Annotated in this window: 15 protein-coding genes and 1 tRNA gene; 6 read left to right on the forward strand and 10 right to left on the reverse strand. The window is 68.6% G+C overall.

The features are described from left to right. Positions 1-94: 94 nt before the first annotated feature. The gene (locus AB0J09_RS07975; RefSeq protein ID WP_043619750.1) at positions 95-298 is read right to left on the reverse strand and encodes a cold-shock protein; all 204 of its coding nucleotides are present in this window, start codon (positions 296-298) and stop codon (positions 95-97) included. Between the two features lie 250 nt (positions 299-548). Between AB0J09_RS07975 and AB0J09_RS07980 the strand changes: the two genes are divergently transcribed. Further along, a complete protein-coding gene (locus tag AB0J09_RS07980; RefSeq protein ID WP_360686945.1) occupies positions 549-1,319 on the forward strand; it encodes an HAD family hydrolase in 771 nt (256 codons plus the stop codon). A gap of 39 nt (positions 1,320-1,358) precedes the next feature. On the opposite strand, the gene AB0J09_RS07985 is transcribed toward AB0J09_RS07980, so the two are convergent. After that, the gene (locus AB0J09_RS07985) at positions 1,359-1,877 is read right to left on the reverse strand and encodes a bacterial proteasome activator family protein (RefSeq protein WP_360686948.1); all 519 of its coding nucleotides are present in this window, start codon (positions 1,875-1,877) and stop codon (positions 1,359-1,361) included. Positions 1,878-1,882: 5 nt separating this feature from the next. Further along, positions 1,883-2,839 carry an NAD(P)H-quinone oxidoreductase gene (locus AB0J09_RS07990; RefSeq protein WP_360686950.1) on the reverse strand — a complete coding sequence of 319 codons (957 nt, stop codon included), beginning with the start codon at positions 2,837-2,839 and terminating at the stop codon, positions 1,883-1,885. Positions 2,840-2,953: 114 nt separating this feature from the next. On the opposite strand from AB0J09_RS07990, the gene AB0J09_RS07995 reads away from it, so the two are divergent. Further along, entirely contained in the window at positions 2,954-4,963 is a 2,010-nt protein-coding gene (locus AB0J09_RS07995; RefSeq protein WP_360686953.1) for an AAA family ATPase, read from the forward strand. 1 nt (position 4,964) lies between these two features. On the opposite strand, the gene AB0J09_RS08000 is transcribed toward AB0J09_RS07995, so the two are convergent. After that, positions 4,965-5,051, reverse strand: a tRNA-Ser gene (locus tag AB0J09_RS08000). Positions 5,052-5,102: 51 nt separating this feature from the next. Between AB0J09_RS08000 and AB0J09_RS08005 the strand changes: the two genes are divergently transcribed. Continuing rightward, a complete protein-coding gene (locus tag AB0J09_RS08005) occupies positions 5,103-5,429 on the forward strand; it encodes an STAS domain-containing protein (RefSeq protein WP_360686956.1) in 327 nt (108 codons plus the stop codon). Between the two features lie 18 nt (positions 5,430-5,447). Here the strand turns inward: AB0J09_RS08005 and AB0J09_RS08010 are convergent, their stop codons facing one another. From AB0J09_RS08010 to AB0J09_RS08035, 6 genes are read right to left on the reverse strand one after another with little or no spacing between them, the layout of a single operon-like run. Continuing rightward, positions 5,448-6,293 (reverse strand): NUDIX domain-containing protein, encoded by an 846-nt coding sequence (locus tag AB0J09_RS08010; protein WP_360686959.1) that lies wholly within the window; start codon positions 6,291-6,293, stop codon positions 5,448-5,450. Between the two features lie 12 nt (positions 6,294-6,305). After that, positions 6,306-7,049 carry a M15 family metallopeptidase gene (locus AB0J09_RS08015; protein ID WP_360686962.1) on the reverse strand — a complete coding sequence of 248 codons (744 nt, stop codon included), beginning with the start codon at positions 7,047-7,049 and terminating at the stop codon, positions 6,306-6,308. A gap of 5 nt (positions 7,050-7,054) precedes the next feature. Beyond that, the gene (locus tag AB0J09_RS08020; protein ID WP_360686965.1) at positions 7,055-7,534 is read right to left on the reverse strand and encodes a universal stress protein; all 480 of its coding nucleotides are present in this window, start codon (positions 7,532-7,534) and stop codon (positions 7,055-7,057) included. Positions 7,535-7,547: 13 nt separating this feature from the next. After that, entirely contained in the window at positions 7,548-7,784 is a 237-nt protein-coding gene (locus AB0J09_RS08025) for a hypothetical protein (RefSeq protein ID WP_360686968.1), read from the reverse strand. Next, positions 7,781-8,191, reverse strand: a complete 411-nt coding sequence (locus AB0J09_RS08030) for a hypothetical protein (RefSeq protein ID WP_360686971.1) — start codon at positions 8,189-8,191, stop codon at positions 7,781-7,783. The genes AB0J09_RS08025 and AB0J09_RS08030 overlap by 4 nt, the downstream gene beginning before the upstream one ends. Then, positions 8,188-9,993, reverse strand: coding sequence for an MDR family MFS transporter (locus tag AB0J09_RS08035; RefSeq protein ID WP_360686973.1), 1,806 nt, complete (start codon positions 9,991-9,993; stop codon positions 8,188-8,190). Before AB0J09_RS08035 ends, AB0J09_RS08030 begins: the two co-directional genes overlap by 4 nt. A gap of 95 nt (positions 9,994-10,088) precedes the next feature. Here AB0J09_RS08035 and AB0J09_RS08040 point away from each other — a divergent pair, with 95 nt between their 5' ends. From AB0J09_RS08040 to AB0J09_RS08050, 3 genes are all read left to right on the forward strand, one after another. Next, positions 10,089-10,658 carry a TetR family transcriptional regulator gene (locus AB0J09_RS08040; protein WP_360686976.1) on the forward strand — a complete coding sequence of 190 codons (570 nt, stop codon included), beginning with the start codon at positions 10,089-10,091 and terminating at the stop codon, positions 10,656-10,658. A gap of 121 nt (positions 10,659-10,779) precedes the next feature. Next, complete coding sequence (locus AB0J09_RS08045; protein ID WP_360686979.1) at positions 10,780-12,120, forward strand: glycoside hydrolase family 6 protein; 1,341 nt, start codon at positions 10,780-10,782, stop codon at positions 12,118-12,120. 103 nt (positions 12,121-12,223) lie between these two features. Further along, positions 12,224-13,204 (forward strand): LLM class flavin-dependent oxidoreductase, encoded by a 981-nt coding sequence (locus AB0J09_RS08050; protein ID WP_360686982.1) that lies wholly within the window; start codon positions 12,224-12,226, stop codon positions 13,202-13,204. Positions 13,205-13,232: the final 28 nt, after the last annotated feature.

The raw sequence follows: 13,232 nt of genomic DNA on the forward strand, positions 1-13,232 counted from the left end.
AAAGCGGAGAAGGTTCGCGGCCGTGACCAACCTGGAACAAGCAAAAGACCGAGGCCCGCTGGAAGCGAACCCCGGTCTGTCTCGCTGCTACAGGTCAGATGGCTCGGACCTGAGAGGCCTGCGGCCCCTTCTGGCCCTGCGTGATCTCGAACTCGACCCGCTGGCCGTCTTCAAGGCTGCGGTAGCCGTTGCCGACGATCTCGGAGAAGTGCACGAACACGTCCGGCGCACCGCCGTCCGGGGCGATGAAGCCGAAGCCCTTCTCGGCGTTGAACCACTTGACGGTTCCCTGAGCCATAAAAGCTCTCCCTCAGGATGTGAATCTATGGGACCCACACCTCGTGGGTCCCGGTGTGTCGTACAGCAAGCACCCGGGGTGGCTCAGACAAAGTCATGCTGGTTTTCACTACGGGATCAGCTAATACAACGCCATCACATCTAACACCATTCTGGCGCGTTGGTGTTCCCCTACCTACGAAGATTTCTGCCACGCGACATCACCAGGCAAACTGGAACCTGTTATGCAGAGCCTTCCCACACCCCGTCTAGTGGCCACCGACCTCGACGGAACCGCGTTGCGCACCGACGGAACCGTGTCTCCCCGCACGGTCACAGCCTTCGGCAAAGTCGAGGAATCGGGAGCCGTGCTCGTGTTCGTGACGGGGCGCCCGCCCCGGTGGATGGGCGAGGTCGCGGGTGCCGTACGTCACCACGGGCTCGCGATCTGTGCGAACGGAGCACTGATCTACGATCTCCATACCGAACGGATAGTTGAATCTCACCTGATCGCGGTGGACGTGCTTGCGGAAGTCGTCGATCAGCTAAGAGCGAACGTGTCCGATCTCGTATTTTCGGTCGAGTATGAAGTGGGTTTTGCGCATGAGTCCGATTTCCTGCTCGGCGGCTTGGACAAGCAGGCTCGAGCGGTACGCGTCGACTCCGTGACCACGCGTCCATGCGCGAAGTTGCTGGCTCTGCACCCCGCCATGGACGTGGACGAGCTACAGGCCACCGTGCACGAGCTGGTGGGCCATCTGGTGACCGCGACCCACTCCAGTCGCAGGGGCCTGATCGAGATGAGCGCTCAGGGCGTGACGAAGGCGTCGGCCCTGGCGGCGCTCGCCGCGCAGCACCAGATCAAGCCTTCCGAGGCGATCGCGTTCGGTGACATGCCGAACGACCTGCCCATGCTGAGCTGGGCAGGCAGGTCGTACGCGGTCGCGAACGCGCATCCGGCCGTGCTGGCGGCGGTCGATCACGTGACCGCGGCCAACGACGACGACGGCGTCGCGCAGGTGATCGAGCGCCTCTACGGATAGCTGCGTTCGGCGACTATCCCGCAGCAGGCGCGTGCGCCGCTACAGGTAGGGGCCCGAGCCGCCGGGCGGCCGGTGCTGCTGGTCGTCGCCCTGCGGCACGCCGGGCAGCGCCCTGCGCATCTGCTCCAACTGGGCACGGGCGGCCATCTGCTGCGCGAACAGCGTGGTCTGGATGCCGTGGAACAACCCTTCGAGCCAACCGACCAGCTGGGCGTGCGCGATCCGCAGCTCCGCCTCGCTCGGCGGCGCGCCGTTCTCCTCGGTGAACGGCAGCGACAGGCGCTCCAGCTCGTCGACCAACTCCGGCGCCAGACCGTCCTCGAGCTCCTTGATGGAGGACTCGTGGATCTCCTTCAACCGCTTGCGGCTGGCCTCATCGAGGGGAGCCGCCCGGACCTCGTCGAGGAGCTGCCTGATCATGCTGCCGATGCGCATCACCTTGGCGGGCTGCTCGACCAGGTTCGTGACCGATCGATCATCTTCACCGCTATCGCCCTGGCCTTGGAAGTCAGGGCCCACCACCACGATGTGGGGGGTGTTGTTGTCCTCAGCATTCATAACACTCACCGTACTAGCAGGATCTTGCCGACGTGCTCCCCCGAATCCAACATTCGGTGCGCTTCGGCGGCGTCTGACATCGGCACTCTCGCGTGCACCACAGGACGCACCGCCCCCGCGCTGACGAGGGGCCATACGTTGTCCACGAGACTACGCACGATGACGCCCTTCTCGTCCACGGGACGCGAGCGGAGCGTAGTGCCGTGGACGGCGGCGCGCTTGGCGAGCAGGGCCCCCAGGTCGATCTCGGCCTTGCGACCGCCCTGCAGCCCGATGATCACCAGCCGCCCGCCGGTGCGGAGCGCCCGGACGTTTCCTGCGAGGTATTTGGCGCCCATGATGTCGAGGATCACGTCCGCGCGTACCTTGTCGGCGAAGTCTTCCTCGCGGTAGTTGATGACCTCGTCCGCCCCGAGCTGCCTGACGCGCTCGCCCTTGTCCGCCGTGCCGACGGTCGCGACGACGTACGAGCCGAGCGCCTTGGCCAGCTGCACCGCGAACGTGCCGATCCCGCTGGCGCCGCCGTGCACCAGGAGCGTCTCGCCCTTGCGCAGCCGCCCGACCATGAAGACGTTGGACCACACCGTGCACGCCACCTCCGGCAGCGCGGCGGCCTCCACCAGCGGCACCCCATCAGGCACCGGCATGACCTGCTGCCAGGGCACGGCTACGCGCTCAGCGTAACCGCCGCCTGCCAGCAGGGCGCAGACCTCGTCACCCGGCTTGAAGTGCTCGACGTCCGCGCCGACCTCGGCCACCACGCCGGAGACCTCCAGCCCCGGGTACGGCGGCGCGCCGGGCGGCGGATCGTAAAATCCCTGTCTCTGCATGACATCGGCCCGGTTCACCGCCGAAGCGGCCACATCGATGAGCACGTCACCACGCTCGACACGCGGCTCCGGCACCTCTCGCCACACCAATACCTCGGGTCCGCCCGGCTCGGCGATCTCAATGGCTCGCATGCGAACTACGGTAGCTGGGCAAAGAAGTTGTGGGTTGCCGGGCTCCGCGGTAGCCCATGGCGTTAACCTGCAAGGTATTTGCTGCCCCTTTAGACCCACCCGAGGGGGAACACGGTGGCAAGACACGATCGCGAGGAATCGCTAGAGGAACAGCTGGCCTGGCTCGACGCGATCAAGGAGACGGAGGAGGCCCCCGTCCCGGTCACCGCCTCGACAGCTGTTGCTGACGAGGCGGTCGCCTCGCCGTACCCCCAGGACCCGTGGAGGCTCGTCCCCGCGCAGCACGACACGCCGACGCCGCCATTGTTCCGCGCGGCCGTCGACTCCGTGTACGGCGCCGCGGCGGCCGAGGACCTCCCTGAGGGCGAGACCGAGGCGGCTGAGTGGCTCGGCGAGGCCAGCACGCCCACGAAGGAGCCGGCGACTTTGCCGCCCAGCGTGGACGACGACCCGTTCCACGCTCCGCTGAAGCCGTTGCCGCGTCCTGACGACACCGACACGTACACGCTGTCGTTCACCCCGCCCGAGACCTCTGAGCAGGCCCCCGGCGAGGAGGATGCCACCTGGTCGACGGTGCCCGAGTGGGCGCGCGCGCCCGAGCCGGTCACCGAGGAGCCGGAGGCGTCCTCCGCCGAAGACGAATCCGCCGAGGAGGAGGACGACGAGGAGGACGCCTGGGCGGAGACCTCTCCGAAGAACGAGCGGCCGCAGTGGCCGGAGCCGTCGGACACCCTTCCGACGATCCAGCCTCCTCAGTGGACGGAGCGGGACACCTCGCAGGGGGACGAGCGCCCCCAGCACACCGAGCCCGAGGAACGGCCTTCATGGACCGAGCCGGAGGCGCCGTCATGGGCGGAGCCGGCCAAGTCGGAGGGGCCGTCGTGGGCGGAGTCGTCCAAGCACGAGACACTGTCGTGGGCGGAGTCCAAGCAGGAGGCGCCGTCGTGGGCCGACCCGCTCCAGCAGGAGCGTCCTTCGCTGGAGGAGCCTCCCCACCAGCTTGAGCGTCCTCACGAGCCCGAGCATCTCCAGCCGCCCGAGCGTCCTCATCAGCAGGAACGCCCGCAGTGGACCGAGCAGCACGAGTGGCGCCCCGCGGAGCGGGAGATCCCGCCGCCCACGCAGCGGCGCCGTCACCCGGCCCCGGTCCCGGTGTTCACGGCCCCGCCGCGGCCCCCGGTCACCGGACGTCCGACCGCGGACAGCCTGGACCCGGAGTCCCTGCTACGCGGCCGGCGTAACGCCCCCTCCAAGGGCTGGCGCCGCATCGTCTACAAGGCGTCCGGAGGCTGGATCAAGCCGGGCGAGCCCCCGGAGGTACGCCGTCGGCGCGAGCTGGTGACCAGGGCCCGCACGCCGGTCACCGCCGGTCATCACCGCGTGGCCGTGCTGAGCCTGAAGGGCGGCGTGGGCAAGACCACGACCACGGTCGGTCTCGGCGCCACCCTGGCCCAGATGCGCGGCGACCGCGTCATCGCCGTGGACGCCAACCCCGACAGAGGCACCCTGTCCGACAAGCTCGTCCTGGAGACCTCGGCCACCGTGCGCGACCTGCTCAACGAGCGTGACCAGGTCAAGCGCTACGTCGACATCAGGGCGTTCACCTCGCAGGCGCCCTCGCGGCTTGAGGTGCTCGCCTCCGACCGCGACCCGTCGGTCTCCGAGGCGTTCAGCGCGGCCGACTACCAGGCCGTCTCCCAGGTGCTGGAGAACTTCTACTCGATCTGCATCACCGACTGCGGCACAGGCCTGCTCCACTCCGCGATGGGCGGCGTGCTCGGGCTGGCCGACCAGATCGTGCTGGTCAGCTCCCCGTCCGTGGACGGCGCCAGGGCGGCCTCGGCGACGCTCGACTGGCTGGAGGCGCACCACTACGGCGACCTGGTGAAGAACGCGACCGTGGTGCTGTGCAGCGTCCGGCCGCGCTCGAAGTCCGCGGTCGACATCAAAAAGCTGGAGGCCCATTTCGCCGCCAGGTGCCGCGCGGTGATCCGCGTGCCGTACGACCCGCATCTGGAGGAGGGCGCGGAGATCGACCTGGACCGGCTCCAGGAGCCGGCCAGGGACGCCTATCTGCAGCTCGCCGCCTATGTGGGCGACGGCTTCGCGGGGACCCGCGAGTGAGCGGAGGGTGTGGGATTCGAACCCACGAGGCCATCGCTGACCTGGCCGCTTTCAAGGCGGCTGCACTCGTCCACTATGCGAACCCTCCTGTGCGGAAACCACGATAGCGGCTGCAGTGGCAGCGGTGTACGTTCAGGAGGTGGCGGATCTCAACGTTGAGGTGGAGCGCGGCGACACGGCGGCGCTCGTGCGCCTCGACGGTGACCTGGACAAACTCACCGCCCCGCAGCTCAGGGAGTGCCTGGTCAGGCTCCTCGCCGAGGGGCGTGTGAGGGTCGTCATCGACACGAGGGAGCTGGAGTTCTGCGATTCCAGCGGCCTGTGGGCGCTGGTGGAGCACCAGCGCCGGGTCGCCGCGCAGGCCGGATCGTTACGCCTGGTCGGTGTGCACGGGGTGCTGCAGCGCGTGCTCGACGTGACGGGACTCAAGGCTGCCTTCGACGACGTGCTCCGCGCGGAACTGTGAGGCTCGCTGAGCCCCCGGTCACTCGTCGAGTTGTGACAGCAGCCACTTCGGGCCGACGGTCTCGGCGCCCAGCTCGTGCACCCGTTCCCGGAGCCCGCGATCCGCGGTGACGACGAGCACGCGTTCCCACGGTTTGGCCTGCCGCACCACGTCCACGATCGCGTCGTCCCCGCTCCCCGTGGCCGCGACCACCTGAATCCCCGGCACAGCAGGCACGCTCCTGGCCGCGCCCTCCACGACCGCCACGACGCGCGGATACCACTGCGCCAGGACGGGGTGCGCCAGCCGCAGCTTCGACACGGCCTCGACCAACCGCGTCGCGGCACCGAGCCGGTCCTTCCACCAGCCGTGCTCGGCCCGCGCGCCCACGATGTTGGCCACGTCGAGCACGATGGTCTCCGGCCGGATCTCTCCCTGGATCTCGTCCCAGGTCGCGGCGAAGCCGGGATGCAGCCGCCTGTCGGTGACCTCCGGCAGCCGCAGCCAGCGCAGCTCGCTGCTCTCGCCGTTGGCGGGCGCCGCGGCCACCATCTCGGCCGACTCGGCGATCACCGTCTCGAACGCCCACCCGCCGTGATCGTCGAGGTAGACGCCCTGCACCCGCAGCCCGTCGTCGGCGAGTGCCGCCTCTTCCATGGCCTCGCGCAGCGCGCTGGTGACGGCGTCCTCGTGGCTGTCGCGCGCCCCGCCCGGCAGCCCCCACGTGCCGCCGTGATGGCTCCACCAGGAGCGCTTCTGCATGAGCACGTACGGCACACCGAGGTCGTCATGGTGCACGACGAGGAGCCCGGAGGCACCGTGCACTCCCCAGTGCCTGTGGCCTTGGGAGCACTCGGTCCAGCCGTCACCGTCCTTAGCCACCATGGAGTGATTCTCTCAGCCTCCGCCCTTGCTGAAATGCTGTAGGTCCTTGGCGCCCGACCAATAGCCGCCCCACTCCCAGCCGACCTGGGCGAAGGCCTTTACCACCTTGTCACCAGGGTTTATTACGCCCTTCCCCCTCATAGGGCGCTTGGTGAACTTCCTGGACGCTTTGTGCGCCGTTTCGCCACTTGCAGTTATGTATGGGTTAACAAGGGGATTGATGTCTATTGCTTCCCCGTACGCGTGCTTGGACCAGTGAGTGGACCCGGTCGCCTGGCGGCAGTTGAACGCCGAGGTGTTGTTGGCTTCGATCGAGGCGAAGTCGTCGGCCTTGAACGCGTCCACCAGCTTCATCTGCTGGATCGGCCAGCGCCAGTTGTAGAGCTTCCTGAAGACGGTCACGATGTCGTCGGTGACCGTCTTCCGCACCACCAGCTCCCCGGTGTGCGGCTTGTTGTCGAAGCCCCAGTACGTCATCGTGATCAGCCGCAGGTCGCTGTAGTTGACCGGGCAGCCGGGACGCCACGAATACGGCAGGCGGTCGCGGGAGACCTTCGCGACCTTCGCATTGAATGACGGCGGAGCCGTCGAACCGGGCGCGGGCGTGGCCGAGCCGGCCATCTGTTGCGCGGGAGCGGGCAGCGTGGAAGATGAGCCTGTTGTGGCAGGCGCCCGCATCCCGCACGAAACGGAGGCGAGCACCAGGAACGCCATGGCGGCAGCACGTTTCATCACGCCACCATATGCGACGTTCAAGCAGCTCAAGGCACTATTAGCACAGTATGGCGAGCCCTTTTCGCAAGCCCGACCGCCACCGAACCGTGCCAATTCGAGCGCGAGCGCCCCACCACGATGGCGTCGGCCATGTGCGCGCTGGCCAGCGTCTCCAGCTCGCGCGCCGCGTCACCGCGCACGCTGACGAACTGCCATGGCACGCCCGCGCCCTTCAACTCGTCCCGCAGATCCTCACCCAGATCGGCCGCCGCGTCGGGGATGATCGGCGACCCGGCGAAGAACCACAGCGCTGCGCTGTTGAGGGATTCCACGAAAGCGATGAGCAGGGAGGCGTTGTCTCTCCGGGCGAGCCCGGCCGCGTACGCGAGCGCGTTGCGGCTCGGGCCCGATCCGTCGAAGCCGACCACGAGCAGGCCGGCGCCGTCCTTGCCGATTTCGAACTGCCCCGCTGGGAGCTTGCCAGTCAGATGCTGCTCCCACGCGGGGTCTGTGTCACCGCCGAACACGGCACTTCTCGCGTCAGGCGTCGGCGTGCTTGCCGCGGCGGGCCAGGTCACGCAGGGCGTCGGCCGCGTAGATCACGAGAGACACGAACGAGATCGCGGCGATCGAGCCGCCGAGCCACAGGTCGTTGATCGTCGCGTCCACGTAGGTCGCGCCCCTCGCCTGGTAGCCGACCGCGAACGGCGCGGCGACCAGCCACAGGCCGCCCAGGAACAGCAGAACGAGGGCGGAAACGCCCAGTTTCGCCTTCATCGGTTCTCCTCCACTCCGACCAGGGAAGCCTTGCCGTTCCGGCGGTGCTCACCTGAGTTGCTGAGGTCCTGGCGCAGCGCCTCGACGAGCGGTGCAAGCAGGCTCGCCAGCTCGGCCGACGACGCCTGGGGCGCCGGCACGGGCTCGGGCTCCGGCTCGGCCTGGCGCTGACGTACGACCACCAGGCCCCGCACCACGAGCTCCTCGTAGATGGCCGCCACGAAGCAGATCGCGCCGATCAGGCCCACGACGGCCACGCCTAGGCCGCTGAAGAACTCGGATTGGGTGGCGTTCGTCCAGTCGGCGTTCTCCGGCTGGGTGCCGAGCGCGAAGGGCGAGATCATCAGCCACAGCCCGGCCAGCACGGCCAGGGCAGCCGCGACGGTGCCCACGAACTTGCGAATCATTGTGAGATTCCTCCTGTTACGAGGTCTTTCTGCGGGGGCGCGGCCTGGGCGATCAGGGTGCGTGAGGTGGGCCGCAGCACGCTGTGTGCGACCGACCTGGCCCGCTCGCGTTCCGTGCGGTCGTCCGGCGGTGCCATCTGGGCGACCGCGGTGAGCAGCGCGGAGCGTTCGCCGTTCGCCCGCTCGATGCGCTGGGCGATGAGCTCGAGCAGCAGCCCGGCAAGGACGAGGTCGTCCTTGCTGAGCGGCTTCGACGCCGGGGGCGGCGTCGAAGAACCGCGCAGCGGCAGCTCCTTGAGGAAGATCGTGGCCACGAACCCGATCAGCGCGATGGGCACGCCCACCATGAACACGGTCTCCAGACCCCGCGTGAACGCTTCCAGAACGATGTGCTTGATCGGCCCGGGAAGCTGCTGGATCGCTCCCGGGCTGCCGAGCTTGACGTCCCCGCCGCCGGGCAGCGCGATGTGCGCGGCCCGGAGCATGTCGGCCATCTCGTCCTTGAGCCGGTTCGTCAGGATTGCGCCGAACGCCGCCACGCCGATGGCGCCGCCCAGCGAGCGGAAGAACGACACGCCCGACGTGGTCGAGGCCATGTCACGCAGCTCCGAGCCGTTCTGGGCGGCCAGGATGAGCATCTGCATGGACAGGCCGAGCCCGATGCCCAGCACCGCCACGTCGAAGCCGATGAGCCACTGGCTGGAGTCGACGTGCAGCTTGGACAGCATGAACAGCCCGAGGGCCACGATCAGCAGGCCCGCGACCGGGAAGATCTTCCACCGGCCGGTCTGGGTGACGATCTTGCCGGAGATCACGCCGGACAGGAACAGCGCCACCACCATGGGCAGCGTCATCAGGCCGGACTCGGTCGGGCTGAGGCCCTTGACGATCTGCAGATACTGCGGCAGGTAGATCATCGCGCCGAACATCGACATGCCGACGAACAGCGAGGCGATGCTGGTGAGCACGAACGTGCGGTTGCGGAACAGCCGCGGCGGCAGGATCGGGTTACGCGCTGTCCGCTCCGCCACCACCGCCAGGGCCACCATGAGCAGGCAGAGCGCCGCCAGGAAGTACGTCCAGAACGAGTTCCACTCGAACTCGACGCCGCCGAGCGTCAGCAGCAGCATGAGCGAGCTCGCACTGGCCGTGATCGTGGTCGCGCCCCAAATGTCGATAGAGGTGCTCCGCTTGACCTTCGGCAGCTTCAGCACCTTCTGGATCACGATGAAGGACACCACCGCGAAGGGCACCACGACGTAGAAGCACCAGCGCCAGCCGAGCCAGTCGGTGTCCACCAGGAACCCGCCGAGCAAAGGCCCCGCGACCGTGGAGATCCCGAAGACCGCACCCATGTAGCCGGAGTAACGGCCGCGCTCGCGGGGCGAGACGATGTCCCCCAAGATCACCTGCGCGAGTGCCGACAAACCACCCACGCCAAGGCCCTGTACGGCCCGCGCCGCGATGAGCTGCCCAATGTCCTGGGACAGACCAGCCACCAGAGAGGCCGCCACGAACAGCCCCAAGGCGGTCTGGAAAAGAAGCTTGCGCCCGAACAGGTCTGACAGCTTGCCCCACAACGGCGTGGAGACCGTCATCGTCAGCATGGTCGCAGAAGCGACCCACGAGTACTGGTTCTGACCGCCCAGTTCCCCCACGATCGTCGGCAGTGCCGTACCCACCACCGAAGTCGAGATCATCGACGTGAGCATCGCGAGCATGAGCCCGGACATGACCTCGAGGATTTCGCGGTGGGTGTACTGCCGCCTCGCGGGGGGTGCGGCCTGAGCCTGCGCTACCACTACACCACATCCCCTTACTACAGCTTTACTCGAATGAGTATACGCGCGTTTACTAGCCGCGCGGCAAGTGGGGGGTCGTTGAGTAGAGTGCGGGCATGGACGCCCAGGTGACGGACGCCAGGCCACGCGACCGCGAGGCCACCCGCGAGCGGATCTTGCGTGCGGCTCGCACGTTGTTCGGCGAGCATGGGTACGAGCGGGTGACCGTTCGGATGATCGCCGCGGCCGCGGACGCCAACATCGCCCTGGTGGGGCGCTATTTCGGGTCCAAGGCCGGCCTGTTCGGCGCGGTCCTGGACGGCGAGCCTGGCTTCAGAGACCTGTTCGGCGGCGACGCCGAGAGCCTGCCGCGGCGGCTGGCCGAATACGCGGCCGAACGCATGGAGCACCCGCCGGACAGCCCCATCCTGCGCACCTTGGAGCGCTCGGCCGGCCACCCCGAAGTCCAGGCGGTCGCTCAGGAACGTCTGCGCACGGCCGTGCTCAACCCGTTGGAGGAACGTCTCGCCGGCCCGGACGCGCACGCCAGGGCGCGCATGGCCACGGCGGTCTTTCTCGGCATCGGCGCCATGCGCCGCCGCCTCGGCCCCGAGACGCCCACCCCGGCCGACGTCGACCGCCTGACCGCGGTCTTCGAGGCGTGCTTGAAAGTTTCACCTACCTAGGCGGCCCTGGCCTGGGCATATGCCGTTGGCAGCGATCGGATGTCTTTGAGCGGGCAGTGACGGCTGCCTACGATCCGGATGCCGGTGGGAGCGCTCCCACATGACGGACGGAGTGAATTTCATGTCTCGCAGAAGGCCCGTTCTGGCGGTGCTCCTCGCGACGGCCGCCATGGCCGTGGCGGGGTCGGTCGTCCTCTCCTCGACCACCGCCGCGGCCGCCGACTCCGCTTTCTACGTGGATCCGCAGACCAACGCGGTCAAGTGGGTCGCCGCGAACCCCAGCGACAGCCGTACCCCGGTGATCAGGGACCGCATCGCCGCCGTGCCCCAGGGCAGGTGGTTCGCCACGTACAACCCCTCCACCGTACGGAGCCAGGTCGACGCGTACGTCGGCGCGGCCGCGGCGGCAGGCAAGATCCCCATCCTGGCCGTGTACGAGATGCCGAACCGCGACTGCGGCGGAGCCAGCGCGGGCGGGGCGCCGGACCACGCGTCGTACCGGGCCTGGATCGACCAGATCGCGGCCGGTCTCGGCGGCCGGCCCGCCACGATCGTGCTGGAGCCGGACGCGCTGGCCATCATGACGAACTGCATGAGCTCCGCGCAGCAGGCGGAGGTCAAGGCGTCCATGGCCTACGCGGGCAAGAAGCTCAAGGGCACGTCGTCACAGGTGAAGGTGTACTTCGACATCGGGCACGACGCGTGGCTGTCCGCCTCGGAGGCTGCCTCGAGGCTGGCCGGGGCCGACGTGGCCAACAGCGCCGACGGCATCGCGCTCAACACCTCCAATTACCGGTCCACGCCCGGGCTGGTGTCGTACGCGAAGAGCGTCATCGCGGCGACCGGCGTGTCCAAGCTGAAGGCGGTCATCGACACCAGCCGCAACGGCAACGGGCCACAGGGCAGTGAGTGGTGCGACCCGGCGGGCCGTGCGACCGGGACCTGGAGCACCACCAACACGGGTGACTCGGCGATCGACGCCTACCTCTGGGTCAAGCCGCCGGGAGAGTCCGACGGGTGCATCGCGACGGCGGGGCAGTTCGTACCGCAGCGCGCGTACGACCTCGCCATGGCCGCCCCACCGCCCACCGGGACCCCGACCGTGACCCCCACGGTGACCCCGACGGTCACTCCCACTGTGACGCCGACCACGGGCCCCTCGGGCTGCGCGGCGACGTACAAGGTGACGAGCCAGTGGCAGGGCAGCTTCCAGGGTGAGGTGACCGTGAAGAACACGGGCTCGTCCCCCATCTCCGGCTGGAAGGTCGGCTGGACGTTCCCGAACGGGCAGACGATCTCGCAGCTCTGGAACGGCAACCTCTCGGGCAGCGGCACCGTCACCGTCACGAACCTCAACTGGAACGGCGCGCTGACGGCCGGCGCGACCACCACGTTCGGCTTCGTGGCCAGTTGGAGCAGTCAGAACGGCATCCCGTCGCCGGTGACCTGCACGGCGTCCTGAAAACCGATGGGCCCCGGTCAAGGGGCCCATCGGTGAAATAACCGCGCCTTGGCGGCTGTTGCACTGTGCCAGGTCACACCCGCTCGGCGAAAGGCGCGTACTCATGGCTCTGCCGCTGTCCATCCTTGATCTGGCGATGATCGGCGAGGGCGAGACGGCGGCCGACAGCTTCGCCGCCAGCGTGGCCCTGGCCCAGCGGGCCGAGGAACTGGGCTACCAGCGGGTCTGGTACGCCGAGCACCACAACATGGACAGCATCGCCTCATCGGCGACCAGCGTGCTCATCGCCCATGTCGCCGCCCATACCCGGACGATCCGCCTCGGGGCGGGCGGCGTCATGCTCCCGAACCACTCCCCGCTGACCATCGCCGAGCAGTTCGGCACCCTCGAAACCCTGCATCCCGGACGCATCGACCTCGGCCTCGGCCGGGCGCCGGGCAGCGACCAGCAGACCATGCGCGCCCTGCGGCGCACCCCGTCGTCCGCCGACTCGTTCCCGCAGGACGTTCTGGAGCTCCAGGGGTACCTCGCGGGCGAGTCCCGGATCCCGGGCGTGGACGCCACACCTGGGAAGGGCACGAACGTACCCCTGTACATCCTGGGCTCCTCCTTGTTCGGGGCCCAGCTCGCCGCCGCGCTGGGGCTCCCGTACGCGTTCGCCTCCCACTTCGCGCCCACCGCGCTGGAGGAGGCCGTGGCGCTCTACCGGCGCGACTTCAAGCCGTCCGCGCAGCTCGACCGGCCGTACGTCATCGCCGCGCTCAACGTGATCGCGGCGGAGACGTCACAGGAGGCGCAGGAGCAGTTCCTGGCCTCGAAGCGGCAGAGGGTGACCAGGTTCCTGGGGCGGGGGCGCACGTTCACGACGGAGGAGGCCGACATGATCCTCGAGTCTCCGGCTGGGCAGCAGATCGTGCAGATGGCCAAATACTCTGCCGTCGGGGATCCGGCCGAGGTCAAGGACTATGTCGACCGGTTCGCCGAGCACGCCGGGGCCGACGAGCTGATCGTCGCCTTCTCCGCGCCCGACAGGAAGGCGGGGCTGCGCTCGGCCGAGCTGCTGGCGGAGGCACACGGGCTCTGATCAGTCCGCCACGAGGCGGCTCCGGCGG

The sequence above is a fragment of the Nonomuraea sp. NPDC049784 genome, assembly GCF_040659615.1.
Taxonomy (GTDB): domain Bacteria; phylum Actinomycetota; class Actinomycetes; order Streptosporangiales; family Streptosporangiaceae; genus Nonomuraea.

What these genes read in the sequence shown, in the direction of transcription:
- AB0J09_RS07975 (WP_043619750.1), bottom strand. Translation starts at nt 298, where the DNA reads ATGGCTCAGGGAACCGTCAAGTGGTTCAACGCCGAGAAGGGCTTCGGC.
- AB0J09_RS07985 (WP_360686948.1), bottom strand. Translation starts at nt 1,877, where the DNA reads ATGAATGCTGAGGACAACAACACCCCCCACATCGTGGTGGTGGGCCCT.
- AB0J09_RS07990 (WP_360686950.1), bottom strand. Translation starts at nt 2,839, where the DNA reads ATGCGAGCCATTGAGATCGCCGAGCCGGGCGGACCCGAGGTATTGGTG.
- AB0J09_RS08010 (WP_360686959.1), bottom strand. Translation starts at nt 6,293, where the DNA reads ATGGTGGCTAAGGACGGTGACGGCTGGACCGAGTGCTCCCAAGGCCAC.
- AB0J09_RS08025 (WP_360686968.1), bottom strand. Translation starts at nt 7,784, where the DNA reads ATGAAGGCGAAACTGGGCGTTTCCGCCCTCGTTCTGCTGTTCCTGGGC.
- AB0J09_RS08030 (WP_360686971.1), bottom strand. Translation starts at nt 8,191, where the DNA reads ATGATTCGCAAGTTCGTGGGCACCGTCGCGGCTGCCCTGGCCGTGCTG.
- AB0J09_RS08040 (WP_360686976.1), top strand. Translation starts at nt 10,089, where the DNA reads ATGGACGCCCAGGTGACGGACGCCAGGCCACGCGACCGCGAGGCCACC.
- AB0J09_RS08045 (WP_360686979.1), top strand. Translation starts at nt 10,780, where the DNA reads ATGTCTCGCAGAAGGCCCGTTCTGGCGGTGCTCCTCGCGACGGCCGCC.
- AB0J09_RS08050 (WP_360686982.1), top strand. Translation starts at nt 12,224, where the DNA reads ATGGCTCTGCCGCTGTCCATCCTTGATCTGGCGATGATCGGCGAGGGC.